The sequence below is a fragment of the Micromonospora sp. NPDC005367 genome (assembly GCF_040606825.1).
Classification (GTDB): Bacteria; Actinomycetota; Actinomycetes; order Mycobacteriales; family Micromonosporaceae; genus Micromonospora.
This window is the reverse complement of record NZ_JBEXFP010000029.1, coordinates 46,452-71,953: the sequence shown is the minus strand read 5'-3', so window position 1 is coordinate 71,953 and position 25,502 is coordinate 46,452. Positions and strand designations below refer to the sequence as shown.

At 72.4% G+C, this 25,502-nt stretch carries 29 protein-coding genes; 14 read left to right on the top strand and 15 right to left on the bottom strand.

Going from position 1 to position 25,502, the window contains the following annotated elements; genetic code table 11:
* Positions 1–35: 35 nt before the first annotated feature.
* Positions 36–701, top strand: coding sequence for a TrkA family potassium uptake protein (locus tag ABZS42_RS20475; protein ID WP_076471375.1), 666 nt, complete (start codon positions 36–38; stop codon positions 699–701).
* Positions 702–704: 3 nt separating this feature from the next.
* The gene (locus ABZS42_RS20470) at positions 705–1,394 is read left to right on the top strand and encodes a TrkA family potassium uptake protein (protein ID WP_355147500.1); all 690 of its coding nucleotides are present in this window, start codon (positions 705–707) and stop codon (positions 1,392–1,394) included.
* Positions 1,395–1,443: 49 nt separating this feature from the next.
* Here the strand turns inward: ABZS42_RS20470 and ABZS42_RS20465 are convergent, their stop codons facing one another.
* The 4 genes from ABZS42_RS20465 to dut all read right to left on the bottom strand — a co-directional run bounded on the left by ABZS42_RS20465 (position 1,444) and on the right by dut (position 3,866).
* Complete coding sequence (locus tag ABZS42_RS20465) at positions 1,444–2,127, bottom strand: DUF3159 domain-containing protein (RefSeq protein WP_355147498.1); 684 nt, start codon at positions 2,125–2,127, stop codon at positions 1,444–1,446.
* A gap of 22 nt (positions 2,128–2,149) precedes the next feature.
* A complete protein-coding gene (locus ABZS42_RS20460; RefSeq protein ID WP_355147496.1) occupies positions 2,150–2,530 on the bottom strand; it encodes an OB-fold nucleic acid binding domain-containing protein in 381 nt (126 codons plus the stop codon).
* Between the two features lie 120 nt (positions 2,531–2,650).
* The gene (locus ABZS42_RS20455; protein WP_355147494.1) at positions 2,651–3,328 is read right to left on the bottom strand and encodes a DUF3710 domain-containing protein; all 678 of its coding nucleotides are present in this window, start codon (positions 3,326–3,328) and stop codon (positions 2,651–2,653) included.
* Between the two features lie 25 nt (positions 3,329–3,353).
* Entirely contained in the window at positions 3,354–3,866 is a 513-nt protein-coding gene (dut, locus tag ABZS42_RS20450; RefSeq protein WP_355147492.1) for a dUTP diphosphatase, read from the bottom strand.
* Between the two features lie 88 nt (positions 3,867–3,954).
* On the opposite strand from dut, the gene ABZS42_RS20445 reads away from it, so the two are divergent.
* Entirely contained in the window at positions 3,955–4,449 is a 495-nt protein-coding gene (locus ABZS42_RS20445) for a DUF3093 domain-containing protein (protein ID WP_355147514.1), read from the top strand.
* 96 nt (positions 4,450–4,545) lie between these two features.
* On the opposite strand, the gene ABZS42_RS20440 is transcribed toward ABZS42_RS20445, so the two are convergent.
* Both ABZS42_RS20440 and ABZS42_RS20435 read right to left on the bottom strand, forming a co-directional pair.
* On the bottom strand, positions 4,546–5,334 hold the full coding sequence (locus ABZS42_RS20440) for a hypothetical protein (protein ID WP_355147490.1): 789 nt from the start codon (positions 5,332–5,334) through the stop codon (positions 4,546–4,548).
* A 130-nt stretch (positions 5,335–5,464) separates the two neighbouring features.
* Positions 5,465–5,761, bottom strand: a complete 297-nt coding sequence (locus tag ABZS42_RS20435; protein WP_007075406.1) for a DUF4193 domain-containing protein — start codon at positions 5,759–5,761, stop codon at positions 5,465–5,467.
* A gap of 431 nt (positions 5,762–6,192) precedes the next feature.
* Between ABZS42_RS20435 and ABZS42_RS20430 the strand changes: the two genes are divergently transcribed.
* Positions 6,193–6,708 (top strand): LytR C-terminal domain-containing protein, encoded by a 516-nt coding sequence (locus ABZS42_RS20430; RefSeq protein WP_355147512.1) that lies wholly within the window; start codon positions 6,193–6,195, stop codon positions 6,706–6,708.
* Positions 6,709–6,728: 20 nt separating this feature from the next.
* Here the strand turns inward: ABZS42_RS20430 and ABZS42_RS20425 are convergent, their stop codons facing one another.
* Entirely contained in the window at positions 6,729–7,547 is an 819-nt protein-coding gene (locus ABZS42_RS20425) for an inositol monophosphatase family protein (protein ID WP_355147488.1), read from the bottom strand.
* Positions 7,548–7,836: 289 nt separating this feature from the next.
* Here ABZS42_RS20425 and ABZS42_RS20420 point away from each other — a divergent pair, with 289 nt between their 5' ends.
* Both ABZS42_RS20420 and ABZS42_RS20415 read left to right on the top strand, forming a co-directional pair.
* Positions 7,837–9,438, top strand: coding sequence for an RNA polymerase sigma factor (locus ABZS42_RS20420; protein ID WP_355147486.1), 1,602 nt, complete (start codon positions 7,837–7,839; stop codon positions 9,436–9,438).
* A 245-nt stretch (positions 9,439–9,683) separates the two neighbouring features.
* Positions 9,684–9,917: a hypothetical protein gene (locus ABZS42_RS20415; protein WP_076471365.1), complete on the top strand. Its 234-nt coding sequence runs from the start codon at positions 9,684–9,686 to the stop codon at positions 9,915–9,917.
* A 184-nt stretch (positions 9,918–10,101) separates the two neighbouring features.
* On the opposite strand, the gene ABZS42_RS20410 is transcribed toward ABZS42_RS20415, so the two are convergent.
* From ABZS42_RS20410 to ABZS42_RS20400, 3 genes are all read right to left on the bottom strand, one after another.
* Complete coding sequence (locus ABZS42_RS20410) at positions 10,102–11,835, bottom strand: DEAD/DEAH box helicase (RefSeq protein WP_355147484.1); 1,734 nt, start codon at positions 11,833–11,835, stop codon at positions 10,102–10,104.
* Positions 11,836–11,992: 157 nt separating this feature from the next.
* Complete coding sequence (locus tag ABZS42_RS20405; RefSeq protein ID WP_355147482.1) at positions 11,993–12,646, bottom strand: TRIC cation channel family protein; 654 nt, start codon at positions 12,644–12,646, stop codon at positions 11,993–11,995.
* A 40-nt stretch (positions 12,647–12,686) separates the two neighbouring features.
* Positions 12,687–12,905, bottom strand: a complete 219-nt coding sequence (locus ABZS42_RS20400) for a DUF3039 domain-containing protein (RefSeq protein WP_355147480.1) — start codon at positions 12,903–12,905, stop codon at positions 12,687–12,689.
* Positions 12,906–12,992: 87 nt separating this feature from the next.
* Here ABZS42_RS20400 and ABZS42_RS20395 point away from each other — a divergent pair, with 87 nt between their 5' ends.
* Together ABZS42_RS20395 and ABZS42_RS20390 are read left to right on the top strand one after the other, a co-directional pair.
* Positions 12,993–13,928 (top strand): pseudouridine-5'-phosphate glycosidase, encoded by a 936-nt coding sequence (locus ABZS42_RS20395; protein WP_355147478.1) that lies wholly within the window; start codon positions 12,993–12,995, stop codon positions 13,926–13,928.
* The gene (locus tag ABZS42_RS20390; RefSeq protein ID WP_355147476.1) at positions 13,925–14,824 is read left to right on the top strand and encodes a PfkB family carbohydrate kinase; all 900 of its coding nucleotides are present in this window, start codon (positions 13,925–13,927) and stop codon (positions 14,822–14,824) included. Before ABZS42_RS20395 ends, ABZS42_RS20390 begins: the two co-directional genes overlap by 4 nt.
* Before the next feature lie 150 nt (positions 14,825–14,974).
* Here ABZS42_RS20390 and ABZS42_RS20385 read toward each other — a convergent pair whose 3' ends face one another.
* Positions 14,975–15,331, bottom strand: a complete 357-nt coding sequence (locus ABZS42_RS20385; protein ID WP_355147510.1) for a DUF3099 domain-containing protein — start codon at positions 15,329–15,331, stop codon at positions 14,975–14,977.
* 130 nt (positions 15,332–15,461) lie between these two features.
* Here ABZS42_RS20385 and ABZS42_RS20380 point away from each other — a divergent pair, with 130 nt between their 5' ends.
* On the top strand, positions 15,462–15,749 hold the full coding sequence (locus ABZS42_RS20380; RefSeq protein WP_355147474.1) for a hypothetical protein: 288 nt from the start codon (positions 15,462–15,464) through the stop codon (positions 15,747–15,749).
* A gap of 12 nt (positions 15,750–15,761) precedes the next feature.
* Entirely contained in the window at positions 15,762–16,073 is a 312-nt protein-coding gene (locus ABZS42_RS20375) for a hypothetical protein (RefSeq protein WP_076471355.1), read from the top strand.
* A gap of 58 nt (positions 16,074–16,131) precedes the next feature.
* Here ABZS42_RS20375 and ABZS42_RS20370 read toward each other — a convergent pair whose 3' ends face one another.
* Positions 16,132–16,710: an HhH-GPD-type base excision DNA repair protein gene (locus ABZS42_RS20370; RefSeq protein ID WP_355147472.1), complete on the bottom strand. Its 579-nt coding sequence runs from the start codon at positions 16,708–16,710 to the stop codon at positions 16,132–16,134.
* A gap of 216 nt (positions 16,711–16,926) precedes the next feature.
* On the opposite strand from ABZS42_RS20370, the gene ABZS42_RS20365 reads away from it, so the two are divergent.
* Together ABZS42_RS20365 and dtd are read left to right on the top strand one after the other, a co-directional pair.
* Positions 16,927–18,411 (top strand): methyltransferase, encoded by a 1,485-nt coding sequence (locus ABZS42_RS20365; protein WP_355147470.1) that lies wholly within the window; start codon positions 16,927–16,929, stop codon positions 18,409–18,411.
* A 109-nt stretch (positions 18,412–18,520) separates the two neighbouring features.
* Entirely contained in the window at positions 18,521–18,943 is a 423-nt protein-coding gene (gene dtd, locus ABZS42_RS20360) for a D-aminoacyl-tRNA deacylase (protein WP_355147508.1), read from the top strand.
* Positions 18,944–19,034: 91 nt separating this feature from the next.
* On the opposite strand, the gene ABZS42_RS20355 is transcribed toward dtd, so the two are convergent.
* Entirely contained in the window at positions 19,035–19,823 is a 789-nt protein-coding gene (locus tag ABZS42_RS20355) for a sporulation protein (RefSeq protein WP_355147468.1), read from the bottom strand.
* A gap of 256 nt (positions 19,824–20,079) precedes the next feature.
* On the opposite strand from ABZS42_RS20355, the gene sigB reads away from it, so the two are divergent.
* Together sigB and ABZS42_RS20345 are read left to right on the top strand one after the other, a co-directional pair.
* On the top strand, positions 20,080–21,084 hold the full coding sequence (gene sigB, locus ABZS42_RS20350) for an RNA polymerase sigma factor SigB (RefSeq protein ID WP_355147506.1): 1,005 nt from the start codon (positions 20,080–20,082) through the stop codon (positions 21,082–21,084).
* A gap of 162 nt (positions 21,085–21,246) precedes the next feature.
* Positions 21,247–21,654 (top strand): VOC family protein, encoded by a 408-nt coding sequence (locus tag ABZS42_RS20345; RefSeq protein ID WP_355147466.1) that lies wholly within the window; start codon positions 21,247–21,249, stop codon positions 21,652–21,654.
* A 63-nt stretch (positions 21,655–21,717) separates the two neighbouring features.
* Here the strand turns inward: ABZS42_RS20345 and ABZS42_RS20340 are convergent, their stop codons facing one another.
* Entirely contained in the window at positions 21,718–24,270 is a 2,553-nt protein-coding gene (locus tag ABZS42_RS20340) for a GNAT family N-acetyltransferase (protein WP_355147464.1), read from the bottom strand.
* Between the two features lie 20 nt (positions 24,271–24,290).
* On the bottom strand, positions 24,291–25,472 hold the full coding sequence (locus ABZS42_RS20335) for an acetoin utilization protein AcuC (RefSeq protein ID WP_355147462.1): 1,182 nt from the start codon (positions 25,470–25,472) through the stop codon (positions 24,291–24,293).
* Positions 25,473–25,502 lie beyond the last annotated feature (30 nt).

Here is a 25,502-nt window from a genome sequence, read left to right as displayed (position 1 = left end):
GCCGTGCGGACGGGCGCGCAGCTTGGGAGGGAAGCGTGCATGTCGTGATCATGGGTTGCGGGCGGGTCGGTTCGACCCTCGCCCACAGCCTGGAATCCCGAGGGCACTCGGTCGCGGTGATCGACCACGACGCGGACGCCTTCCGCCGGCTCGGCCCGGACTTCGCCGGAGTAACGGTGACCGGCGCCGGCTTCGACGGAGACGTGCTGCGGCAGGCCGGCATCGAGCGGGCCGACGCCTTCGCCGCGGTCTCCAGCGGCGACAACTCCAACATCATCTCCGCTCGTCTGGCGCGGGAGACCTTCGGCGTGTGCCGGGTCGCGGCGCGGATCTACGACCAGCGGCGGGCACAGGTCTACGAGCGGCTCGGCATCCCCACGGTCGCCACCGTCCGGTGGACCGCCGACCGGATGTTGCGGCACCTCGTGCCGGAGGGGAACGTGGAGATCTTCCGCGACCCCACCAGTACGGTCTCGATCGTCGAGGTGCCGATCCACAAGGATTGGGTCGGGCGGCCGGTGCACGCGCTGGAGGAGGAGACCGGGGCGCGGGTGGCGTACCTCATCCGCTTCGGCATCGGCACGCTCCCCACCACGTCAGCCGTTGTGCAGGAGGGTGACCAGGTCTTCATGCTGGTCACCGACGACATCGTGGCGACTGTCACGTCGGTGGCGTCGAGGCCGCCGGAAGGGGGGCACTGAGCCATGCGGGTCGCCATCGCCGGCGCGGGCAACGTGGGGCGGTCGATCGCCCAGGAGTTGATCGAGAACGGCCACCAGGTGATGCTCATCGAGCGCCAGCCGAAGATGCTGCGGCCGGACCGGGTACCCGCCGCCGAATGGGTGCTCGCCGACGCGTGCGAGCTGACCAGCCTGGAGGAGGCGGACATCGCCGGCTGCGACGTGGTGGTCGCCGCCACCGGCGACGACAAGGTCAACCTGGTGGTGTCACTGCTGGCCAAGACCGAGTTCGCGGTGCCCCGGGTGGTGGCCCGGGTCAACCGGGCCGAGAACGAGTGGCTCTTCACCGACCAGTGGGGCGTCGACGTGGCGGTGAGCAAGCCGCGGGTGATGGCCGCGCTGGTCGAGGAGGCCGTCACCGTCGGCGACCTGGTCCGGCTGATGACCTTCCGGCAGGGCGAGGCGAACCTCGTGGAGATCACCCTGCCGCCCGCCGCGCCCTACGTCGGCCGGCCGATCCACGCGGTGCCGCTGCCCCGCGACGCCGCACTGGTGGCGATCGTTCGCGGCAAGCGGGTGCTGGTGCCCAGCCCGGACGACCCGATCGAGGCCGGCGACGAGCTGATCTTCGTGTGCACGGCTGAGGTGGAGAACGACGTCCGCGCGGTGATCCTCGGCCCGGGCAGCGTGGAGCGTACCCGCGGCGGAAGCTGACCCGGATCGCCCGCGCCGCCTCGACTCCGGTGGCGCGGGCGACGGGCGGTCAGTTGCCGGGCAGCGGCTCGGGAGTCGCCTCCCGGGTCACCCGCCGGACGGTCCAGACGGTGATGAGCAGCAGCAGCGCGTACGGCGGGTAGCCCAGCAGCAGCCGGGCCACACCGAGCGCGGTGTCCTGGTGGGCGAGGTAGAGCCCGGCCTGCACACCGACCTTCGCCAGCCAGACCACGCCCCAGAGCACGGTCAGCCCGGTGAAGGTACGTACCAGTCGCGGGTCGTCGCGCCATTCGGAGCGCCCCTTGGCGACGAGCACCGACCAGATCCACCCCACCAGCGGCTGGCGGATGGCGGCGGAGAGCAACAGGACGAGCCCGTAACCGACGCCGTAGAGGATGCCGGGGAGGTAGAAGTCCCGCTCGTTACCGGTACGCCAGGCGATGGCCGCGCCGATGGCGATGCCGAAGAGCCCGTTGACGGCGTGCCTGATCGGCCGGCGCTGGGCCAGCCGCAGGCCGGCGATCAACAGCGCCACCGCGACCGAGGCGATCACCGCGGGGCGCAGCTCGCCGATGACGTTGGCGATCACGAAGACCACCACGGGGATGCTGGATTCCACCAGTCCCCGCCAGCCGCCGAGTTGGTCGGCCATCTGCTCGGCGATGCTGGGCAGCCGTTCCTCGTCCGGCGATCCGGCATCCGGCGCAGCGGCCCGGTCCTGTCCCGTGGTCATCGGCTCCCGTTCGTCCGCGCGGTCACTTCGGCAGGTCCAGCTCGTAGTACGGGTTGTAGATCACCTTGCGTTCGTCCCGCATGGCGACCCGGCCGCGGGCGGTCAGGTGCCGGCCCGGCTCGATGCCGGCGATGTGCCGGCGCCCCAGCCAGACCAGCGTCACCACGTCGCTGCCGTCGTAGAGGTCCGCCTCCAGCGTGGGCAGGTTGGTGCGCGGCGTGTAGACCACGGTGCGGAGCCGGCCGCTCACCGAGACCACCTGGCCCCGCGAGCACTCCAGGGCCGGCACACCGCCGCACTCCGCACTCTCCCGCTGCAGCTCCTGCGCCTCGATCTCGGCTTCGCTGGCGGTGAGCCGGTGCAGGATCCGCCGCAGCGACCCTCGGCTCTCGTCGGTGGTCATGACCCCCGCGTCACCCTCTCCATCCGGCCGGCCGCGCCGACACTAGCCGTTCCGGCGTCGCCGGGACGTCCCGCCAGCGTACGCCGGTCCGCCCGATCCCGGCGGGCCGGCGACCGCCGGTCAGACCTGCCGTGGCTGCTCGGCCGGACGCCCGCCGTCCGGGCCGGACTGCTCCGACTCGTCGCCGATCTCCCGCGGCAGCCGCAGCGGCAGCGGCTCACGGACCGGCTTGGCCTCCTGGCCGCGGTCGACCACGAGCCCGTGCAGGCACACGGCCAGCGGGCCGGCGGCCGCCGGGTCCACCGCCGCCGCGCCCTGGAAGACGCCGCGCACCATCCACCGCGGGCCGTCGACACCCACGAACCGCAGTTCGGTCGGGCCGTCGGGGGTACGCACCTGGGCCCGCAGCTCGGGGCCGTACTCGCCCTCGACCTCCTGCGGCGCGGCGCCGTCGTTGAGCAGCGACTGGCGGATCTCCTCCCGCACCTCGTCCCAGATCCCCTCGGACCGGGGCGCGGCGAAGACGCCGAGCTGCAACGCGTTCTGCCCGTGCACCAGCACGACCTGCTGGACGACGCCCTGCTGATCGGCCTGCACCCGCACCTCGACCTCGGGAATCGCGGGGATGTGCAGACTGCCCAGATCCAGCCGCGGCACGTCGGCCGGGGCCTCGGAGATGTCGTACGGGCCGTGGGTGGGCACCGCCAGGGTCGCCTCCTCCGCCTGGAGGTCGTCGAGGACCTCGGTGGTCCGCTCGTCACCGGCGTGCCGCTCGGCACGCTTCCGGGAGAAGATCACTGCGCCCACCCTCCGCTGTTCGTCTTCAACCTGTCACCTCTTCGCTGCGCCGTTCGCCTCCGGACGGGTCCGCCGGTGGTGGCACCAGGCCGGCGTGCCCGCCGGTGGAGCCGTGCCCGCCCGTCCCGCGCGGGGACGACGGCAGCTCGGCCACCGGCTGGAACTCGACCCGCGCCACCCGCTGCACCACGAGCTGAGCGATCCGGTCGCCCCGGAAGATCTTCGCCGATGCGAGGCGATCATGGTTGATCAGGTTCACCATGATCTCGCCCCGGTAGCCGGCGTCGACCGTACCGGGCGCGTTGAGGACGGTCACACCGAGCCTGGCCGCGAGTCCGGACCGGGGGTGGACCAGGCCCACGTACCCCTCCGGCAGGGCGATCGCCACCCCGGTCGGGACCAGGGCCCGGCCGCCGGGCGGCAACTCCACGTCCGCGGCGGCCACCAGGTCGGCGCCGGCGTCGCCGGGATGGGCGTACGCCGGCAGCGGCAGCTCGGGGTCGAGCTGCCGTACGGGCACGGGTACCACGTCGGTCACTGTTCTCCTCTTCCGTCCGGTACGGCGATGACCCTGCCATCCTGCCGGGTGGCGGGGCCGCCGTCCGCCGTACCCTCGGACTGTGAGCCTGTCGCCGTCGTCATCGTCCTCAGCGCCGCCCGTTCCGACCCGCGTCGAGCGCTCGGAGCGGCTGACCCTGCCCTGGTGGCTGTGGCTGGCCGGGCTGGCCGCCGCCGGCCTGCTCGCCGCCGAGGTCTGGATGGGCGCGCCCGGGCTGCGTGCCTGGCTGCCGTTCGTGGTGCTGTTGCCCGCCACCGCGGCGGGGCTCTGGTGGCTGGGACGGATCCGGGTCTCGGTCCGTGCCGGCGAACTCCTGGTCGACGACGCCCGCCTCCCGGTGCGGTACGTCGCGGACGTGGTCCCGCTCGATTCGGCCGGCCGCCGGGAGGTGCTCGGCGTGGGTGCCGACCCGCTGGCCTTCGTGGTGCAGCGTCCGTGGATCGGTGGCGCCGTCCAGGTGGTGCTGGACGACCCGGCCGACCCCACCCCGTTCTGGGTGGTGAGCACCCGACGCCCGGTCGAGCTGGCCGAGGCGATCCTGGCCGCCCGCGACGCCCGCTGACGAGCGGCGCCCCCGGATCGGCGACGGCGGCCGAGGGCCCGCTGAACGGGACGTCCCGTCGCGCCCACCCGGATCCGTTCGGTGCTCCGGGGCGGCTCAGCGGACATCGGGCAGGGAGCGTGGCGGGACGGGTAGTTCACGGCGCTTGCGCCGCAGGTCGTCGCGGACCTGGTCGCCGAGCCCTCTGGTGGCCCGGCGGTTGAGGTAGCTGGCGACGGCCGCACCGGTCAGGAACGGCCCCAGCGTGGTGAGGTTGCGCCCGAAGCGTCGCAGCAGGGTGTCGCGCAACTCCCGGCGGGCCGCGGTGCCGAGCACCGCCCCCACTCCGGCACCGGGCATCGTCGGGCTGATCCCGCGTTGCGTGGCCCAGGCCTGCACCAGGGTGACGGCACGCTGGCCCCGGCCTTCGGGGAGCACGATGCCGTACACCTCGTGCAGCTCGCCGACGAGCTTGAGTTCGATCGCCACCACGGCGACCGTCTCGGCCGCCAGCAGCACCGGGGCGGACAGCAGAGTGGGTGTGACCGTCCACTCCACGGCGGCCACCCCTCCGCCGGCGGCACCCACCCCGGCGGTCGCCCGGGCGGCGTTGCGTACCAGCCGGTCGGCGAGCGCCTCGTCGTCCAGGCCCTCGAAGTGCCGCCGCAAGGTGGCCAGGTCCCGGACCGGCACGTGCGGAGCGATCTCGGTGACGGTGTCGACCATCCAGCGAACGGCGGCCCGGGGCTTGAACAGGTCGCCCAGGCCACGGACGCGGGCCTGACCGACCAGCCGGCTGAGCAGCTGCCGCCGCCGGGCCGGCTCGATGTCGTCTGCGGTCAGCGCGGCCACGGTGGCGCCCAGCTCGGCCGGATCGTGCTTCGGGGCGGCGCCCTGCTCACTCATCGCACTCGACCTCCCGGATCGCTGGTACGGCTACCCGTTCCGAGTCAAGCAGGTCCCCATCCCTGGCGCATGGCGACGCCGACAGCGGCGGCCTCGTTCGGAAGGCCGCCGCTGGATCAGGTATCGAAGGTCAGACGCACTCGCGGCAGATCAGCTCGCCGTTGCGCTCGACCGCCAACTGGCTGCGGTGGTGGACGAGGAAGCAGCGAGCACAGCGGAACTCGTCCTGCTGCATCGGCAGCACCTTGACCGTGAGCTCCTCGTCGGCCAGGTCGGCTCCGGGCAGCTCGAAGCTCTCGGCCACCTCGGCCTCGTCGACGTCCACGGCACCCGACTGTGAGTCGACGCGCCGGGCCTTGAGCTCTTCCAGGCTGTCCTCGCCGAGGTCGACCTCGTCGCGACGCGGGGCGTCGTAGTCGGTGGCCATCGGTTTCACTCTCCCATGTTGATGTGGTCGTACGGTTGTAACGCCGGACGACTCTTTTCCGGTTCCGCTGGCCGGCCACCCATTGTGTCGGTCACCCGACCCGACGATCCGCCGGTCGAGGCCGCCAGAGAAACTCCCCCGGCGAGCGCGGTACCTTACCCCCCCTTTGGGCGAGGCATGTATACCGCCCTCGTGGCAGAGATGTACGCCCCCGCACGGCAAGTTGTTCCCGATGTGACTCAGGCGACACGAAGATAGGGGTAGTAGTACCTGGTTCATGGGCGGCGCGCCGCCATGTCCGGCTGTTTCCACGCGACGGTCGGACAACCGTTAACCTCAGCGGCGTACCCGACGGCCGGGGCGGCACGTCCGCCGTCGGTCGCCGCCACCCTTTTGAAAGTCCGGGGAGCGCCCAGATGAGTTTTGCGCGAGTGCGGGCACTCGTTGTCGTCGGTCTGCTGGCGGTCCTCGCCGTGATCTTCGTGGCTGTCGCCGTGGTACGCGACAGCCAGGGCGAAGCGGGTGCCGCCAAGAGCTGTCCGGACGGCTGGCCGCTCGCCGACGTCACACTGCGCGAGAACAAGGACGTCAAGATCAATGTGCTGAACGGGACCGACGAGGCCGGTCGGGCGGCCAGCGTCGCGGACGATTTCCGCAACCGCAAGTTCCAGGTCAAGAAGGTGGGCAACGCCCCCAAGGGCGTCGACGAGGTGGCGGTGCTGCGGTACGGCCCGAAGGGTGTCGGCTCGGCGCATCTGCTCCGCGCCTACTTCCTCGACAACGCCGAGACCGACTACGACCCGAAGCGCACCGACGACACCGTGGACGTGGTGCTGGGTGACGCCTTCCAGCAGCTGGCCACCACGACCGAGGTGAACCAGTCCCTCGGCGACCTCGGCTCGCCGATCGCGCCGCCCGGCTCCTGCCCAGCGCCAGTCGAGAAGTGACCAGTGTCTCCGGCGGCCCGTCACGGGCCGCCGGAGGCGTCCAGATCGGCGAGCCGGTCGTGCACCGGCGTGAAGAGCGTGGGAGGCGCGGCGATCACCAGGTCCGGCCCGGCCGGCCGGCCACCCAGCCCCGCGACCAGCATCCCCGCCTCGGTGGCCACCAGGGCCCCGGCCGCCTGGTCCCACGCGGCCAGCCCCTTCTCGTAGTAGACGTCCACCCGCCCCTCGGCCGCCAGGCACAGGTCCAGCGCCGCCGCGCCGAGGCGGCGGATGTCCCGTACGTGCGGAATCAGCTCGGCGACCACGCGCGCCTGGTGCGCCCGGCGTTTCGGGTCGTAGCCGAACCCGGTGGCGACGAGCGCCTGACCCAGATCGGTCTCGGTCGAGCAGCGCAGCCGCTCGCCGTCGCGCCACGCGCCGCCACCGGCGGTGGCGGTCCACTCCTCGCCGGTGATCACATTGCGGACCACCCCGGCGACCACCTCGCCGTCGACCTCGGCGGCGAGCGACACGGCGCAGTGCGGCAGCCCGTAGAGGTAGTTGACGGTGCCGTCGATCGGGTCGAGGATCCAGCGCACCCCGCCGGCGCCCACCTCCGTGTCGCCCGGGCCGTACTCCTCACCGAGCACCGCGTCCGCGGGCCGCAGCCGACCCAGCGCGTCGAGGACCTGCATCTCGACCGCCCGGTCGGCGGCGGTCACCACGTCGGTCACCGTGCTCTTGGTGGCGGCGACCGAGACTCCCTCGGCCCGCATCCGGTACGCCGTCGCGGCGGCGTCCCGAGCCAACTCGACCGCGATCTCCAACAGTTCGCCCGATGACGGCGCCCCACGCTCCATGTCACGTCCCCTTCCCGCACGATCGGGGTGTCCCGTCTCATGCGCGAGTACCATCCTTACAAACTCCACATCTGCGCCGTTTCGACGGTCTCGACAACCCGATGCGCCGTGCGGCGCAGGATGATCGCCGCAGACGGCGTTACAATTCACCCCTGCCCACGCGCCACGGACCGCCGGTGACCGGCCGGCCCGGGACACGGGGGTTCTCAAACCACATCGCCCGGCGCGGTGGCCCCCGCTGCGCCGGACAACCCGGCCGTGCTCGCTCTTCGCCTCCGGAAGGTCATTCGTGACAGAACCCCGCCAGACCGGCGCCGACGTTCGCTCGCTCACCGACACTCTGATTGCCCACGCCCAGAGCGCCGGCGGTCAGCTGACGTCGGCCCAGCTCGCGCGCACCGTCGAGACCGCCGAGGTGACGCCGGCCCAGGCCAAGAAGATCCTGCGGGCGCTCTCCGAGGCGGGAGTGACCGTGGTCGTGGACGGGTCGGCCAGCACCCGCCGCCGAGTGGCCGCGGCCCGGTCCGCCACTCCCGCGTCACGCGCCACCACCGCCAAGACCACCAAGAAGGCCGCACCGGCCCAGAAGCAGGCACCCGCCGCCGACGAGTCCACGGCGCCCGCCCCGCGAAAGGCGACGGCCCGCAAGAGCGCCGAAACCACGGCCCAGGTGGCCAACGCGGCGGCGCCGGCCAAGGCCGCCAAGGCGACCCGGGCCACCAAGTCGGCCGTGGCCGTCGCCGGCAAGGCGAAGGCAGCCTCCGGGAAGGCCAAGGGCGATGGGGCCGACGGCGACATCGATCCCGAGGAACTGGCCGCCGAGATCGAGGACGTGGTCGTCGACGAGCCGGCCGAGCTCACCCAGGCCGCCGAGGCCGACGCGGCGAACTCCGCCAGCGACAACGACTTCGAGTGGGACGACGAGGAGTCCGAGGCGCTCAAGCAGGCCCGGCGTGACGCCGAGCTGACCGCCTCCGCCGACTCGGTCCGGGCCTATCTCAAGCAGATCGGCAAGGTTCCGCTGCTGAACGCCGAGCAGGAGGTGGAGCTCGCCAAGCGGATCGAGGCCGGGCTCTACGCCGCCGAGCGGCTGCGCGCTGCCGAGGAGGGCGAGGAGAAGCTCGCCCGCGAGATGCAGCGCGACCTGATGTGGATCTCCCGGGACGGCGAGCGGGCCAAGAATCACCTGCTCGAGGCCAACCTGCGGCTGGTCGTCTCGCTGGCCAAGCGCTACACCGGTCGCGGCATGGCCTTCCTCGACCTCATCCAGGAAGGCAACCTCGGCCTGATCCGCGCCGTCGAGAAGTTCGACTACACCAAGGGCTACAAGTTCTCCACCTACGCCACCTGGTGGATCCGCCAGGCCATCACCCGCGCCATGGCCGACCAGGCCCGCACCATCCGCATCCCGGTGCACATGGTCGAGGTGATCAACAAGCTAGGCCGGATCCAGCGCGAGCTGCTCCAGGACCTGGGCCGCGAGCCCACCCCGGAGGAGCTGGCCAAGGAGATGGACATCACACCGGAGAAGGTGCTGGAGATCCAGCAGTACGCCCGGGAGCCCATCTCGCTGGACCAGACCATCGGTGACGAGGGTGACAGCCAGCTCGGTGACTTCATCGAGGATTCGGAGGCCGTGGTCGCGGTCGACGCGGTCTCGTTCTCGCTGCTGCAGGACCAGCTCCAGCAGGTGCTGCAGACGCTCTCCGAGCGTGAGGCGGGCGTGGTACGCCTGCGCTTCGGCCTGACGGACGGTCAGCCGCGCACGCTCGACGAGATCGGCCAGGTCTACGGGGTGACCCGGGAACGGATCCGGCAGATCGAGTCGAAGACCATGTCCAAGCTGCGCCACCCGTCACGGTCACAGGTTCTTCGGGATTACCTGGACTGAGCCCACATCGTCAACCCGGCGTGTCGTTTTGATCACCTAGCGTGCAACGCCGGATGGTGATCTGCCGGTTGCACGATTGTGATCGTTGACGTGGCACCCTTGGTGCACGGCACACTGTGCCTGTCATGTGTGACCTCGGTCCCCCGCGGGCACACAGGGAAGACCAGAGGCCACAAGGATGTTGCAGGATAGGTGAGCAACGACCGAAGAGATTGTTCATCGGTGACGACCAGAGGAGGAAGGCGATGACCCCGACCCTCACGCCGCCGCCCGAGACGGTGAGCCCCCCGGCCGCCGATGAACGGTGCGACCGCTGCAATGCTGCCGGCAAGCTCCGTGTCACGCTGGCCGGTGGGAGTGAGCTCGTGTTCTGCGGGCACCACGCGAACAAGTACGCGGAGGATCTCGTGAAGATCACCGTTCGGTACGCGGCGGACCCGGAGTTCAGCTGGCGCGGTGCCGACCTGATGGCGAACTGAATCCGCAAGCCGACATAAGGCCGGCCGGAAGCACCGAGAGGTGTTTCCGGCCGGCCTCTTTTCGTCCCACCCGCCCCTCCCGTGACAGCCGGGTCGATCAGGCTGGCAGGTGAAGGTCCCCGGTACCCGGCAAAACCTCATGATCGACGCGTCGGGGGCCGGCGCGGAATCCCGGGACGTTCAGTCAGAGGGTCTGCACGGTGGCGATGCGCTCTTCGAGCTGCTCGATCGTCGCCTGAGCGCTCGGCGGACCGCCGCAGAGCCGGCGCAGCTCAGCGTGGATCTTGCCGTGCGGCTGGCCCGTACGGTGATGTCGGGCGGCCACCAGGGCGTTGAGCTGACGGCGGAGCGCCACCCGGCGCTGGGCCGCACTCATCGGTGCCGGCGGCGCCGCCGGCGCGGCAGCGGCCGGCTCAGCGGTCCGCACGGCCGCCTTGCGTCGCTGGGCGGCCAACTGCTCGGCCTGTCGCTTCGAGAGCAGCACGGCGACCTGGTCGGCGGTGAGCAGACCGGGCAGCCCGAGGTACTCCTCCTCCTCCGGGGTGCCGGCCTGGGCCGCGGTGCCGAAGGACGCGCCGTCGAAGATCACCTGATCCAGTTCGGCGGTGGCGGACAGCGCGGCGAACCTCTTCTCCAGCTCGCCGCTGGCCTGCTCGTCACGCTGCGCCCGCTCGAGCAGGTCGTCGTCGAAACCTTCGCGGTCCTTCGGCTTGCCCAGCACGTGGTCGCGGGCGGCCTCCATCTCGCTGGCCAGCCCGAGCAGATGCGGCACGCTGGGGAGGAAGACCGAGGCCGTCTCCCCCGGTTGCCGGACCCGGACGAAACGGCCGATCGCCTGGGCGAAGTACAGCGGGGTGCTCGCGCTGGTGGCGTAGACCCCGACCGCGAGGCGCGGGATGTCGACGCCCTCCGAGACCATCCGTACCGCGACCAGCCACCGCTGCTCGGACGCCGCGAACGTCGCGATCCGGGCGGACGCCCCGGCGTCGTCGGAAAGCACCACCGCCGCCTTCTCGCCGGTCAGCTGCTCGATGAGCTTGGCGTACGAGCGGGCGGTCTGCTGGTCGCTGGCGATCACCAGCCCACCGGCGTCGGGCATTCCGGCGTTACGCAGCACGCTGAGCCGGGCGTCGGCGGCGCGCAGCACCTGCGGCATCCAGTCGCCGGCCGGGTCCAGGGCGGTCCGCCAGGCCTGGGCGATGAGGTCCTGCGTCATCGGCTCGCCGAGCCGCGCCGCCAGCTCCTCCCCCGCGTTGGTCCGCCAACGGGTCTCCCCTGAGTACGCGAGGAACAGCACCGGCCGCACCACGTTGTCACGAAGCGCGTCCGCGTAGCCGTAGACCGAGTCGGCGCGGGAACGCAGCAGCCCTTCCTCGCCACGCTCGTACGTGACGAACGGGATCGGATTGTCGTCGGAGCGGAACGGCGTACCGGTGAGCATCAGGCGGCGTACGGCAGGCTCGAAGGCCGCCTTGACGCCGTCACCCCACGAGCGGGAGTCACCGGCGTGGTGGATCTCGTCGAGAATGACGAGCGTGCGCCGGGTCATCGTGCGGCGCCGGTGCACCTGCGGGGCCATGCCGACCTGTGCGTACGTGACCACGGCGCCGTGGAAGTCGGCCGAGGAGTGCACGTCGGCGTTGCGGAAGGCGGCGTCCAACTGGATGCCGACCCGGGCCGCGGCCTCCGCCCACTGCTTCTTCAGGTGCTCGGTCGGGGCGACCACGGTCACCGCCTCCACCGTGCCGTCCACGAGCAGCTCGGCGGCGATCCGCAGGGCGAACGTGGTCTTACCGGCACCGGGCGTGGCGACCGCGGTGAAGTCCTCGGAGCGGCGGCGCAGGTACTCCACGAGCGCCTTGCGCTGCCAGGCGCGTAGTGCCGGGAACGTCTCGATCGCCGGCAACGGGGCTGGCACGCGAAGGCTCCTCTCCGACCGCACGATGGCGGACCTGGGTGAGGGCCACCGGGTCCGCACCGCCCATGAAAACGCCTCCGCGCAGAAGATGCCGCGAAGGCCGACTCAGCATAACCAGCGGGCGTCCCCCCGCCCAGGCGACGCCACGCTGGTCACATCAGCGCCGGCCCGGCCCGGGGTCGCGCGTGCGTGGCGGGCGCAGTGTCGCGACCGGCACGGTCCAGCGCCGGCGCAACGCCACCATCCGCAGTCCGAAGATCAGCACCGCCGCGCCCAGGAGCGGTGCCGAGTGGGCCTGACCCGCCCGGTGCAGCACCGCCACGACGACCGCCCCGGCCAGGGCGGCCACGGCGTAGATCTCCCGGCGCAGCACCACCGGGATCTCCCCGGTGAGCAGGTCCCGGCCCAGTCCGCCGCCGATCCCGCTGAGCATGCCGACCACGCAGGCCCCGACCGGAGGTACGTGCGCGTCGAGCGCCTTGAGCGTGCCGGTGACCGTGAAGAGCGCGAGTCCGGCCGCGTCCAGCAACAGCACGGTGGTCCGCAGCCGGGCCAGTTGGGGGTGCAACCAGAAGACCGCGCCGGCGGTGATCGCGGCCGTGGCGGCGTACCGCCAGTCGGCGAAGGCGAGTGGCGGCATCTCCCCGATGACCAGGCCACGGAAGATCCCGCCGCCCAGGGCGGCCACGAAACCGACGAATACCACGCCGAACAGGTCGAGCCGTTTGGCCACCGCGGCGGAGGCGCCGGAGGCGGCGAATACCGCGACGCCGACGAGATCGGCGATGAGCAGAGCGGTGGAGGTGGTCACCGCCGAAGGCTACGCGCGGGGCCGGAGCAGCTGCCCCGGATCAGTCGCCCCAGGAGTCGTAGATCTCCTTGCATTTCGGGCAGACCGGCGAGCCCGGCTTGGCGGCCTTGGTGACCGGGAAGGTCTCCCCGCAGAGCGCCACGACGAACGTGCCCATGACGGCACTCTCGGCGATCTTCTCCTTACGGACGTAGTGGAACAACTCCGGGCCGGTGTCGGCGTCCTTCAGCTCCGGCCGTTCGAGAACCTGTGTGCTCACGTCTGCACCTCCAACACTCAAGTTTGGCAGCTCCTGACGGCCCGGTCCAATTCACTACGACCGGGGGCTGGCCGTACGGTGATCACTGTGACCAACTTTCACATCCGTTACGGCGCCGAGGTGGCCGACGCTCTGCGTGACGGGCGTCCCGTCGTCGCCTTGGAGAGCACCATCGTCTCGCACGGTCTTCCCCGACCGGAGAACCTGCGGGTCGCCCGCCAGATCGAAGCGACCGTACGGGACGCCGGAGCGGTGCCGGCCACCATCGGCATGGTCGGCGGCGAACTCGTGGTCGGCCTGGACGACGCCCAGCTGACCCGGCTCGCCACCGTCGACGGTGTGGCCAAGCTCTCCGTACGCGACCTGGCCGTGGCCGCGGCGGTCGGCGCGGACGGGGCGACTACCGTCGCGGCGACCAGCGCGGTGGCCGCCGCGGCGGGGATCGGCGTGTTCGCCACCGGCGGCCTCGGCGGGGTGCACCGGGAGGCGGCGCAGACCTTCGACGAGTCGGCGGACCTCATCACCCTCGCTCGGACCCCGATCGCGGTGGTCTGCGCCGGGGTCAAGTCGATCCTCGACGTGGGCGCGACGCTGGAGCGGATGGAGACGCTCGGCGTGAGCGTCATCGGTTACCGCACCCGCCGGTTCCCCGGCTTCTACCTCACCGACGGCGGCTTCGACCTCGACTGGTCGGTGGACTCGCCCGAGCAGGTCGCCGACGTGCTCACCGCCCGAACCCAGCAGGACCTGCACCGCGGTGGCCTCGTCGTGGCCAATCCGCTCCCCGTCGACGAGCAGCTCGACCCGGCACTGCACGACCGCACCCTCGCCGAGGGCCTGGCGCTGCTGGAGCGCGACGGGGTGACCGGTAAGGCCGTGACGCCCTACCTGCTGGCCCACTTCCACTCCGCCACCGAGGGCGCCAGCCTGGCGGTGAACGTCCGGATCATCCTGCGCAACGCCGACCTGGCCGCGCGGATCGCGGTGGCCTCGGCCGCCCGCCGCGCCGACACCGGGGCATGAGCCCGATCGACCGGATCGTCGTCGTCGGTGACGTGATCACCGACGTGCTCGCCGTGCTCAGCGGGCCGCTCGCCGCCGGCTCGGACACGGCGGCCGAGATCCGGTTCAGCGGTGGCGGTCAGGCGGCCAACACCGCCGCCTGGCTCGCCGCGCAGGGCACCCCCGTGACGCTGGTCGCGGCGGTGGGTGACGACGCGGAGGGGCGTGACCGGACGGCCGAACTGCGGTCCGTCGGTGTCGACTGCGCGATCGAGAGCATCGAGGGTGCCGTGACCGGCACGGTCGTCGTGCTGGCCAACGACGGCGAGCGGACGATGGTCAGCCAGCGCGGGGCGAACCTGCGGCTGACCGCGGGGCACGTCGAGCGCGCACTGGCCGCGGTACCCGACGCGGGACATCTGCACCTGTCCGGGTACACCCTGCTGGACGCCGGGTCGCGCGAGGCCGGGCTGCGGGCGTTGACCGCCGCCCGCGCGCGGGGGCTCACCACCAGTGTCGACGCGGCGTCCGCGGCGCCGCTGCGGCGCGTCGGCGCGATGGCCTTCCTGGCCTGGGTACGCGACGTCGACCTGCTGCTGGTCAACGCGGACGAGGCGACGGTGCTGGCCGGCGGGCTGGAACCGGCGGCCCAGGCGAGGGCGCTGTCGGCGACCGCCCGGCGGGTGGTGGTCAAGCGGGGTGCGGCCGGCGCGGTCTGGGCGGACCGGACGGGGAAGCTCAGCTCGGCGCCCGCCCGCCGGGTTGCCGTGGTGGACGTCACCGGGGCCGGGGACGCGTTCGCCGCGGGCCTGTTGACGGCCTGGCTGGCCGGTGCGGATCCGGATGCGACGCTGGCCCGGGCGGGCGATCTCGGCGCGGTGGCCGTCTCCACCCTCGGCGCCCGCCCGAAGCCCTGATCCCGGCCGTCGAGGTGGGCCGTGGCCCCGACCCCGGCCGGTCTCGCTCGGCGAGGCGGTACCGGCCGGCGGACTCCGCCGAGGCCGTCTCGCCGCGCGATGGCCCGGTCCGCCGCGGCGCTCGTCGCCGCCCTGGCGGCTCGGCCGTGGTCAGAGCTCGGCGTCGATGACCTTGTGCGGCTGTTCCTCGGCGCTGATGCTCATCGGTGGCGAGGCGTCACGCTGCTCGTGCCGGAAGCGGTTGGCCAGCCGGTGCTCCTCTTTCGGCGGCCGATCGTTGGCCAGCAGCACGGCGAGCCACGGAATGAGCACCATGCCGAGGCCGCACAGCGGCAGCCAGAGCCAGAGCAGGGGAGCCTGCGCGCCGACCAGGATCGCACCCACGACCAGACAGGCGACCCTGATGCCCATCATCAGCACGTATCGCCGCTGCCGACTGTTGAGCTGGTCGCCCTGGCTGCGTGAGGCGTCGGTGATCAGGATCGGTTGGTACGCCTGACGCTTCACCACGGACCTCCTCGAGGGGGTTACGCCTCATCCTGTCACTTGACCGCCGTGATCAGCGAAGTTCGGTCCTGGCGGCACTCCGGAAGCACTGTCGGCGGCGTGCGTGTTACGTGCGTGGTACGCTCCGCCCGTGGGCAGCAGGTTCAGCTTCACCGAAGAGGCGCTGGCCAACCTGAAGGTCTACGACGTCACGCCGGGGGAAGTCTGGGAGGCGCTGCACAGCGTCCGGCGGGTGATCCGCCACCTGGGCGACGACGTGATGGTCGTCTACGCCGCCGCCCGGCGGGGCCGCCGGTTGGCTGTGCTGCTCGCGGAGGCCAACGGCACCGACAACGACTGGGACATCCTCTCCGCCCGTGAGCTCAGCGACGCCGAGTCGAAGCGCTACGACGAGGCGGTGCGGAGAGATCGCCGATGAGGAGGCGGTGACATGCACCGTGACGACGCGACCAAGCAGTTCCACAGCGGCGACGACCGGCTCGCGGAACTGATCGACGAGAGCCAGCCGGCGGAGCTGCCAACCCCCGACACCGACGTGCCGATGGTGAGCCGGTCGGTACGGCTGCCGCTGGAGACCTACGAACGGGTGCGGGCGGCAGCCGAGGCGCGCGGCATCGGAGTCACCACGCTGATGCGGCAGTGGATCGAGGCGGGCCTGGCCGACCTCGACGACTCGACCACCGTCTCGCTCGCCGACGTCCGGCGGGCGCTCGCCTCGCTCGCCCACCCCACCGCCGCCTGAGTCCACGCGACGGTCGGCCGGCAACCGCCGCCCCGACCCCGGGCAGGCCCGGCGGCGGTCAGTCGGCAGCCTTCGTCTTGGCCGCCGCCTTCATCTGCTGCTTGTACTCGCGTACCCGGCGCAGCGACTCGCCGTCGGTCACGTCGGCGACCGACCGGTAGGCGTCCGGGTCGCCGTACCCGCCGGCCGCCTCCCGCCAGCCCTCCGGCCGCACGTCGAAACGCTTGCCGAGCAGGGCGAGGAAGATCTGCGCCTTCTGCTTGCCGAATCCGGGCAGCTCGGCGATCCGGTTGAACAGCTCCCGCCCGTCGGTCACCCCGGCCCAGAGCCCGGCGGCGTCGCCGTCGTACCGGTCGACGAGCATCCGGCACACCTCCTGCACCCGGGCCGCCATCGCCTTCGGGAAGCGGTGCAGCGCGGGCGGCTGGGCGAAGACGGCGATCAGCTGTTCCAGGTCGTACCCGGCCAGCTCCCGCGCGTCGAGGTCGTGCCCGAGCCGCTGCGTCAGCACGTACGGCGAGGAGAAAGCCTTCTCCATCGGAATCTGTTGATCGAGGACCATGCCGAGGATGCGCGCCAGCGGATCCCGGTTGAGGAGGTCGTTCGCCGCGGAGTCGATCGGAAGAGCCAACGCCATGTCGCCATGCTGCCAGACGCCGATCGGGTGCCGACGGACACACACGGATGCGCGCGGTGACGCCGCCTCGGCGCGGTCGCGGCCGGCCGATGGCGGCCCGACGGTGACCGCGGAGTCGGCCTCGACTGGGACGGGCGATGTTCGATAGCACCTGCTGGCGGCACTGATGTTCCGGGTGGGCCCGTCCGCTCCGGCGGCAGCAGGCAGGATGGCGAGGTGGCCGAACAAGACATGCTGCTCTCTCCCGCCGGCGTCGAGGCGCTGCGCACCGCGCTGACCCGCGCCCGGTTCACCTCGAACGGCATCGCCGACCGACTCGGTCCGCAGGCGACCGGCGGGGTGGCCCGCAACGACTTCCGCGCCGCCCTCAAGGCGACCGAGGATCGCGACCCGCTCGCCACGCTGATCCGGGTCTTCATCTGCGACCAGACCGAACCGGAGGCCGTGGTGGCCGCCGCGCTCGCGCCGCTCGACATCGCCGAGGCGGTCGACGGCGGGCTGCTCGAACGACACGGCGACGGCCTGCGGGCCGGCGTCGACCTGGAACCGTACGGGGACGAGTGGTGGGTGCTCGCCGACGTGCCGGCCAGCGCCCGCCCGGGTCGCCCGTTGCACTCCGAGCACGTGCTCGGCATCGGCGGGGCGACCCAGACGTTGATCGGCGCGACCATCCGGCGACCGGTCGACAGCGCGCTGGACCTGGGTACCGGCTCCGGCGTGCAGGCCCTGCACCTGTCCACCCACGCGCGCTCGGTCACCGCCACCGACGTCTCCGCCCGGGCGTTGCGCTTCGCCGCCACCACGGCCGCGCTCAACGGCCAGGACTGGGAGCTCCTCCGCGGCGACATGGTGGCGCCGGTGGCGGGCCGCCGGTTCGACCTGGTGGTGAGCAACCCGCCCTTCGTGGTCGGGCCCGGCACCACCACGCACATCTACCGGGACTCCGGCCGGGTCGGCGACGCGATCGGCAGCGAACTCGCCGCGGCCGCGCCCGGCCTGCTCACCGAGGGCGGCACGATGCAGTACCTGGCGAACTGGGTGCACGTCGCCGGCGAGCAGTGGGACGAGCGGGTGGCCGGCTGGTTCGCCGGCACCGGCCTGGACGCCTGGGTCATCCAGCGCGAGGTGGCCGACCCGATGGCGTACGTCAACCTCTGGCTCACCGACGTCGGCGAGGCGGCCGATCCGCAGCGGATGGCCGCCTGGCTGGACTGGTTCGACGCGCACAAGGTCGAGGCGATCGGCTTCGGCGTCATCTCGCTACGCCGCGGCGGGCACGCCGACCCCGTCATCCGGGTGGAGGATCTCCGGCAGCGGGTCGAGCCGCCGATGGGTGACCGCATCGCCACCTGGTTCGACTGCCAGGACTTCCTTCGGGTACGCGACACCGAAGCGCTGCTCGCCGAGCGCTACCGGGCCGCCGAAGGGCTCCAACTGCGGCAGGAGGCGACCATGGGCGACGAAGGCTGGGCCGTGGACCGGCAGGTGCTGGCAATGCCGCGCGGCCTGCGCTGGACCGAGGAGGTCGACCCGCTGGTGTTGGCGCTGGTCGGCGGCGCCGACGGCCGTCTGCCGCTACGCGACCAGCTCGCCCTCCTGGCGGCGGCGCACGACGTGGCGCCCGACGAGCTCGCCGAGGCGGCGGGCCCGATCGTGGCGCACCTGGTGGAGCGCGGCATCATCGAGCCGGTGGCCGGTTGATCAGCTCAGCGGCGTCGCCCTGGCACATCGGGGCGATCCGGCGGAGCAACGAACTTCTGGCGGGCCTGGCCCGGCACGCCGACCGGAACAGCGGATGGAGGACGTGCTGATGCGTGCGGTGGTGCAGACGGTCGGCCGGGCCAGTGTCACGGTCGGCGACGAGGTGGTCGGCGCGATCGACGACGGGCTGCTGGTGCTGCTCGCAGTGACGCACACCGACACCCCGGAGACCGCCCGGACGGTGGCCCGCAAGGTCCACGAGCTGCGCATCCTCGACGGCGAGCGGTCCGCCGCCGACACCGGTGCCCCGGTCCTCGTTGTCAGCCAGTTCACCCTCTACGGCGACGCCCGCAAGGGCCGTCGCCCGAGTTGGACGGCCGCGGCGCCAGCGGAGGTCGCCGAGCCGCTGGTGACGGCCGTGGTCGAGGCGTTGCGCGAGCGCGGCGCCAAGGTGGAGACCGGCCGTTTCCGCGCCCACATGCTGGTCGAGAGCGTCAACGTGGGCCCCCGCACCATCCTCCTGGACCTCTAACCTCCACCCCCGCTCCGCCCCGATGATCATCGAGTGGTCGCCCGTCTGTTCGGCGTGCCGCAGCACCTCATGATCACGGTGGGGGTGGGGGTCAGGAGAAGAGGCCGCGGCGCTGGAGGGACTGGCGCAGCCAGCCGTCGAGCTGGGCGGCCCAGTCCACACGGTCCATCGTGGCGTGGTCGACGGTGAACCGGCCGAACGCGTCCCGCCCCTCCGTGAACAGGCCACCCCGCTTGTCCAGCTCCAACACCACCTGCGTCTGCTGCGGGTCAGCGATGAAGGTGACCTCCAACTGGTTGATCGCCCGGCCGTACTGCGGCGCCGGGTGGAACTCGATCTCCTGGTAGAAGGGGAGCGTCTGCCGCACCCCGTAGATGTGTCCACGTTCCACATCCGCCCGCGCGAAGCGGAAACCGAGCCGCAGCAACGCCTCCAGCAGGCGCTCCTGAGCGGGCAGTGGGTGCACGGCGACGGCGTCCAGGTCACCCTTGTCGACGGCGCGCGCCACCTCCAGCTCCGTACGCAGCCCCATCGTCATTCCGTGCAGGTGCTGCCCGTACAGCTCGGTGACCGGCGTCTCCCACGGCACGTCGAAGCGGAACGGGATCTCGTGCTGCTGCCCCCGCTCCAGCCGGAACGCGCCGGTGACCCGCTGCCGGTGGAACTCCTGGCTGGTGTCGTACTCGTTGTCGCCGCTCTCCACCTCGACCCGGGTGACCAGCCCGAGGGCCACGTACTCGATGTCGACCTGATGGTCACCACCGGTCACCTGGATGCGTCCCTCCAACTGGCCGCCGGGGCGGCAATTCGGGTCGGTCAGCACGGTTTCCACCGACGGGCCACCCACACCCATCGCCTGCATGAGCCGTTTGAAGACCACTGCGCCCCTCCGTAGCCTCGCGGGCCGGCCACGCCGGCCGGTCGAAGGCACGGTAACCGGGCTGGGCAAAGCCGAGCCGGGTCGACACTCCGGCCCTCGATACCTCGCCGACTCCACCGATCCGACCGTATTGCTGTCGGGTCCCCGATCGCCTCACTCCCGTTTTACGCCCCGCCCGCCAAGCTGTTTGTCACCGGCAGCACCGGGCCGGAAACGCACGACACGGACACGGGGAGAGACGAAGATGGCCCTGCAGATGACGGAGCACCAGATGCGCCCGACCGCGGGCACGAACACCGACCCGAGCGCCGAGGTCCTCACCGACCTGGACGCCACCGACGAGCGGGGCGTCTCCACGGACCTCGTCCGGGCGTACCTCAACGGCATCGGCCGGACGAAGCTGCTCACCGCGGCGCAGGAGGTCGAGCTCGCCAAGCGCATCGAGGCCGGCCTGTTCGCCGAGGAGAAACTGGCCACCTGCACCCCGGTCTCCGCGGATCTGGGCGCCGACCTGGAGCTGATCGCCGCGGAGGGTCGGGCCGCCAAGGACCATCTGCTCGAGGCGAACCTGCGACTGGTGGTGAGCATCGCCAAGCGCTACACCGGCCGCGGCATGGCCTTCCTCGACCTCATCCAGGAAGGCAACCTCGGCCTGATCCGCGCCGTCGAGAAGTTCGACTACACCAAGGGCTACAAGTTCTCCACCTACGCCACCTGGTGGATCCGCCAGGCCATCACCCGCGCCATGGCCGACCAGGCCCGCACCATCCGCATCCCCGTGCACATGGTCGAGCAGGTCAACCGGATGGTCCGGGCCCGCCGGGAGCTGTCGGTGACGCTGGGTCGCGAGCCCACCGTCGCCGAGGTGGCTCGGGCGCTCGACGTCCCCGAGTTCCAGGTCATCGAGCTGATCTCGTACGACCGCGAGCCGGTCAGCCTGGACCAGGCTGTCGGCGAGGACGGCGAGAGCGCGCTCGGCGACTTCGTCGCCGCCGTGGACCCGCGCGAGCAGCCCGGCGACGCCGCAGCCAACGGCGAGCTGCGCAACGAGGTACGAATCGTACTGGCCACCCTCTCGCAGCGGGAACAGGCGGTGATCCGGCTGCGGTTCGGTCTCGACGACGGCCGGCAGCGCACGCTCGACGAGGTCGGCCGCGAGTTCGGCCTCTCCCGGGAACGGGTCCGGCAGATCGAGAAGGTGACGCTGCTGAAGCTACGCGCCCCGGAGCGAGCGCAGCGCCTGGAGGCGTACGCCTGCTGAGCAGGGCGCGCGTTCGGGAAGGCCCCGGCGGTTCGCCGGGGCCTTCCGCGCGAGCTGACCAGGCTGCGCCCACCACCACGCCGCCCTGCAGTGGTTGATTCGCCAGGCCGGGCCTGCTAGCAAGACATGACCGGCACCACCCGAAGTGTGAGGGGACGCAGCGTGAACTGGACCTTGGAAGTCGTGGTGGTCCCGGTGTCCGACGTGGACCGGGCCAAGGCGTTCTACGTCGACCAGCTCGGGTTCAACCTCGACCACGACACCGCCGCCGGCGACCTCGGCCGGGTCGTGCAGCTGACCCCGCCGGGCTCCGGCTGCTCGATCGTGATCGGCACGGGCATCGTTCCGGACATGCCACCCGGGTCACTCAAGGGGCTGCAACTGGTGGTGAACGACCTCGAGCGGGCCCACGCCGAGCTGGCCGGTCGAGGCGTGCCGGTCAGCGAGATCCGGGTGCTGGGACAAAGCCCGAGCCCGACCCGGCACCCGCTGGACAACGTCGGCTTCGTCTACTTCTGCGACCCGGACGGCAATTCGTGGGCCGTTCAACAGATCTCCAGCCGCGCCTGACCCCGCTCGGCGTACCTCGGTCCGATCGCCGGCGTGACCTTCCGGTCGCACGGCGAACCGCTCTCACAACCGGCGCGGGCCGGTGTCGGGACGGTCGGCGGCGGCGGCGCCGAGGCGTACGGAGGCGTGCAGCACCGAGAGGCCGTCCGGGCGGGCGAGGACCGGGTTCAACGTGAGGGCGCGTACCCGAGGCTGCTCGTCGGCCAGCCGGCCGACCCGCAACAGCAGCTCCGCCAGGGCGGACCGGTCCACCGGAACGGCTCCCCGGTGCCCCCGGAGCAGGGGGGCGGCCCGTGGCTCGTCGACCAGCTCCTCGGCATCGCGATCGGTCAACGGCACCGCCCGCCACGCCCGGTCACCGAGCAGCTCGGTGGCGACACCGCCGACGCCGAAGCCGACCACCGGCCCGAACGCCGGATCCTCCACCAACTCGATCACGCAGGCCACCCCGGGCGGCACCATCGGCTGCACCAGGACGTCCGCGCCGAAGAGCACGGACATCTCGGCGTACGCCCGGCGGACCGTGGCCGCGTCGGGTAGGTCGAGCCGTACGGCTCCCAGGTCGAGACGGTGCCGCAGCCCGTACGCGGCGGCCTTGAGCGCCACCGGGAAGCCGAGCCGGTCCGCCGCGTCGGCCGCCTCGTCCGCCGAACCCGCCGGCACCGAGTCGACCAGGTCGATCCCGTACGCGGTGAGCAGTCCGGCGGTGTCCACACCGTCGGGACGCAGCGCGGCCCGACCGGCCGCCGAGTCGATGCCGGGCAGCTCCGGCAACATGCCGGGCGACCGGCTGAGCCAGTCCGCGTACCGGTGCACCCGGGCCAGCGCCCGGATCGCCTCCTCGACACCCGCGTACGTCGGCAACCCGGCCAGGGACCGCCCGGCCAGGACGGTCACCACGACGGGCTTGGCGGTGCCGAGCGCGGCGGGCAGCGCGACGGTGAGGTCGGCCTCCGCGGGCTGACCGGGCAGTGGCGGAGCGAGCATCACCGCGAGCGCGTCCACCCCGTCGTCGGCGTCCGCCGCGGCGAGCGCGGCGGCGAACTCGGCCGCGTCGGCGTTCGGCCCGACGTTGCGGGGCCGGCCCTCGGCCAGCGTGAGCCCCTGAGCCGCGCAGGCGCTGGCGGCGAGGCTGCTGAGCGCCGAGGAGTTGCCCACGACGGCCACCCGCGGTCCGGCCGGCAGCGGCTGGTTGGCCAGCAGCACCCCGACGTCCAGCAGCTCGGCGACGGTGTCGACCCGGATCACGCCGGACTGGGCGAAGAGGGCGGCCACCGCCGTCTCGTCCGGGCCGGCGGAGCTACCCAGCCCGGGTGGTCGGGCCGGCGACGCGAGCGCCACCACCGGTTTCTTCCGCCCGATCCGCCTGGCCAGCCGCGCGAACTTGCGGGGATTGCCGAAGGTCTCCAGGTGCAGCATGACCACGTCCGTACCGGGGTCGTCCTGCCAGTACTGGAGAAGGTCGTTGCCGGAGACGTCGGCCCGGTTCCCCGCCGAGACGAAGCTGGACAGGCCGAGGCCACGCCGGTCCGCCTCCGCCAGCAACGCCACCCCGAACGCCCCGGACTGGCTGAAGATCCCGACCCGGCCGGGCGTCGGCAGCACCGGCGCGAGCATGGCGTTGAGGCGTACCGCCGGGTCGGTGTTCGCCACGCCGAGGCAGTTCGGGCCGATCACCCGCATCCCGGCGGCGTGTGCGGCCCGGACCAGTGTGCGTTGCGCGGCGGCACCCTCCGGCCCGGCCTCGGCGAACCCGGCCGAGACCACCACCAAACCGTGCACGCCGGCGGCGGCCGCGTCGGCGACCACGGCCGGTGCCGCGCCCGGCGCGACCGCGACCACGGCCAGATCCAGCGGTACGCCGGCGTCGACCGCGTGCGGATACGCGGGCAGCCCGGCGACGGTCGGAGCGGTCGGATGCACCGGCACGACGTCACCCGTGAAGCCGCCGTCGCGCAGGTGCCCGAGCACGGCCGCACCCACCCCCTGTCCGGTGGCGCTGACGCCGTAGACGGCGACCCCTCGGGGGGCCAGCAGGCGGGCCATCGAGCGGGCCTCGGTGCGATGTTCCCGGCCACGTTGCACGGCCAGGGTCGCCTCGGTCGGTGCGATCGGGAAGCTCAGATGCACCACTCCATCGGCGAACTGCCGCCGCACCTGGTAGCCGAAGTCCGAGAAGACCCTCAGCATCGCACCGTTGGCCGGCAGCACCTCGGCGACGAAGTGCACGATGCCGACCCGGCGGGCCGCGTCGGCCAGGTGCTCCAGCAGCACCGAGCCGATCCCTCGGCCCTGATGGGCGTCCTCCACCACGAAGGCCACCTCGGCCTCGGGGGCCTCCGGCCCGAGCCGCTCGTACCGGCCGACGGCGACGATCCGCCCGCCCGCCAGGACCACGAACGCCTCCCGGTCGTGGTGATCGACGTTGACGAAGCGTCGCAGGTCCCGGTCCGGAATCCGGGGGTACGGCGAGAAGTAGCGCAGGTAGCGGGTGCGCTCGGAGAACCGGCCGTGCATCGCCACGATCTCCGCCGCGTCCTCCGGCCGGATCGGTCGCAGTTGGACGGTGCTGCCGTCGCTGAGCAGGACGTCCACCGGTTGGTCAACGGTCGTCACGGGCCGGCGTCCCGGGTCGTTCAGTCGCGCGGGTCGTACGGGTCGAGCCCGAGCAGCGGGAAGACCGTCCTGCGGGTAGCCGCGATCGCCCGGTCCACCGCGGTCGGCTCGCCGCTGGGCTGCCACGGCTCGTACGACGGGTCGACGTCGTCGGTCATCCGCAGCGGCACCTCGGTGCCGGGACGACGCGCGGCCGCCAGCTCACGCCAGACGGGCGGGGTCAGCGTCGCCGGGTCGAGCGGCTCTCCGGTCGCGACCGCGAGCAGGTGGGTCCAGGCCCGGGGTACCGCCTCGACGAGCGCGTACCCGCCACCGCCGGCGGCCACCCAACGGCCCTCGCACAGCTCGTCGGCGAGCGCCCGCAGTGCCAGGTAGGTGGCGCGCTGCCCGTCGACGGAGAGGTTCAGGTCCGCGAGGGGGTCGAGCCGGTGCCCGTCCGCACCGCACTGGGTGACGAGCACCTGCGGCCGGAAGGCCCGCAGCACCGACGGGACGATCGCGTGGAAGGCGCGCTGCCAGCCCGGGTCGCCGGTACCGGGCGGCAACGCCACGTTCACCGCGCTCCCCGCGGCGCCCGGCCCACCGGTCTCGTCCGGGAAGCCGGTGCCCGGGAAGAGGGCGAGCGGGGTCTCGTGCAGGCTGACCGTCAGCACCCGCGGATCGTCCCAGAAGACGTGCTGTACCCCGTCGCCGTGGTGTACGTCCACGTCCACGTACGCGATCCGCTCGGCGCCGAGGTCGAGCAGGCGGGCGATGGCCACGGCCGGGTCGTTGTAGACGCAGAATCCCGCGGCCTGGGCCGGCATGGCGTGGTGCAGCCCGCCGGCCACGTTCACCGCCCGGCGCGCCTCGCCCCGCCAGACCGCCTCGGCGGCGGCCACCGTGGCTCCGGCGACCAGGGCGCTCGCCTCATGCATTCCGTCGAAGATCGGGTTGTCCGAGGTGCCCAGCCCGAAGCCCGCGAACAACGGGTCGGCCGGCGCCGCCCGAACCGCCGAAAGGTAGCGCCGATCGTGCACCCGGGTGAGGAGCGCGTCGTCGGCCGGCTCCGGCTTGACCAGGCGTACCCGGGGCCGGTCCAGAACGCCGAGTTCCCGGGCGAGCGCCACGGTCAGCTCCACCCGGACCGGGTCGAGGGGATGGTCACCCATGTCGTAGGCGAGCAGCGACTCGTCCCACACCACCACCGTGTCGTCGGACATGCGCACATCGTCGCACGTGGACCGGCCGGT

What these genes read in the sequence shown, in the direction of transcription:
- ABZS42_RS20470 (WP_355147500.1), top strand. Translation starts at nt 705, where the DNA reads ATGCGGGTCGCCATCGCCGGCGCGGGCAACGTGGGGCGGTCGATCGCC.
- ABZS42_RS20465 (WP_355147498.1), bottom strand. Translation starts at nt 2,127, where the DNA reads ATGACCACGGGACAGGACCGGGCCGCTGCGCCGGATGCCGGATCGCCG.
- ABZS42_RS20460 (WP_355147496.1), bottom strand. Translation starts at nt 2,530, where the DNA reads ATGACCACCGACGAGAGCCGAGGGTCGCTGCGGCGGATCCTGCACCGG.
- ABZS42_RS20440 (WP_355147490.1), bottom strand. Translation starts at nt 5,334, where the DNA reads ATGAGTGAGCAGGGCGCCGCCCCGAAGCACGATCCGGCCGAGCTGGGC.
- ABZS42_RS20435 (WP_007075406.1), bottom strand. Translation starts at nt 5,761, where the DNA reads ATGGCCACCGACTACGACGCCCCGCGTCGCGACGAGGTCGACCTCGGC.
- ABZS42_RS20425 (WP_355147488.1), bottom strand. Translation starts at nt 7,547, where the DNA reads ATGGAGCGTGGGGCGCCGTCATCGGGCGAACTGTTGGAGATCGCGGTC.
- ABZS42_RS20415 (WP_076471365.1), top strand. Translation starts at nt 9,684, where the DNA reads ATGACCCCGACCCTCACGCCGCCGCCCGAGACGGTGAGCCCCCCGGCC.
- ABZS42_RS20390 (WP_355147476.1), top strand. Translation starts at nt 13,925, where the DNA reads ATGAGCCCGATCGACCGGATCGTCGTCGTCGGTGACGTGATCACCGAC.
- ABZS42_RS20375 (WP_076471355.1), top strand. Translation starts at nt 15,762, where the DNA reads ATGCACCGTGACGACGCGACCAAGCAGTTCCACAGCGGCGACGACCGG.
- ABZS42_RS20370 (WP_355147472.1), bottom strand. Translation starts at nt 16,710, where the DNA reads ATGGCGTTGGCTCTTCCGATCGACTCCGCGGCGAACGACCTCCTCAAC.
- dtd (WP_355147508.1), top strand. Translation starts at nt 18,521, where the DNA reads ATGCGTGCGGTGGTGCAGACGGTCGGCCGGGCCAGTGTCACGGTCGGC.
- sigB (WP_355147506.1), top strand. Translation starts at nt 20,080, where the DNA reads ATGACGGAGCACCAGATGCGCCCGACCGCGGGCACGAACACCGACCCG.
- ABZS42_RS20335 (WP_355147462.1), bottom strand. Translation starts at nt 25,472, where the DNA reads ATGTCCGACGACACGGTGGTGGTGTGGGACGAGTCGCTGCTCGCCTAC.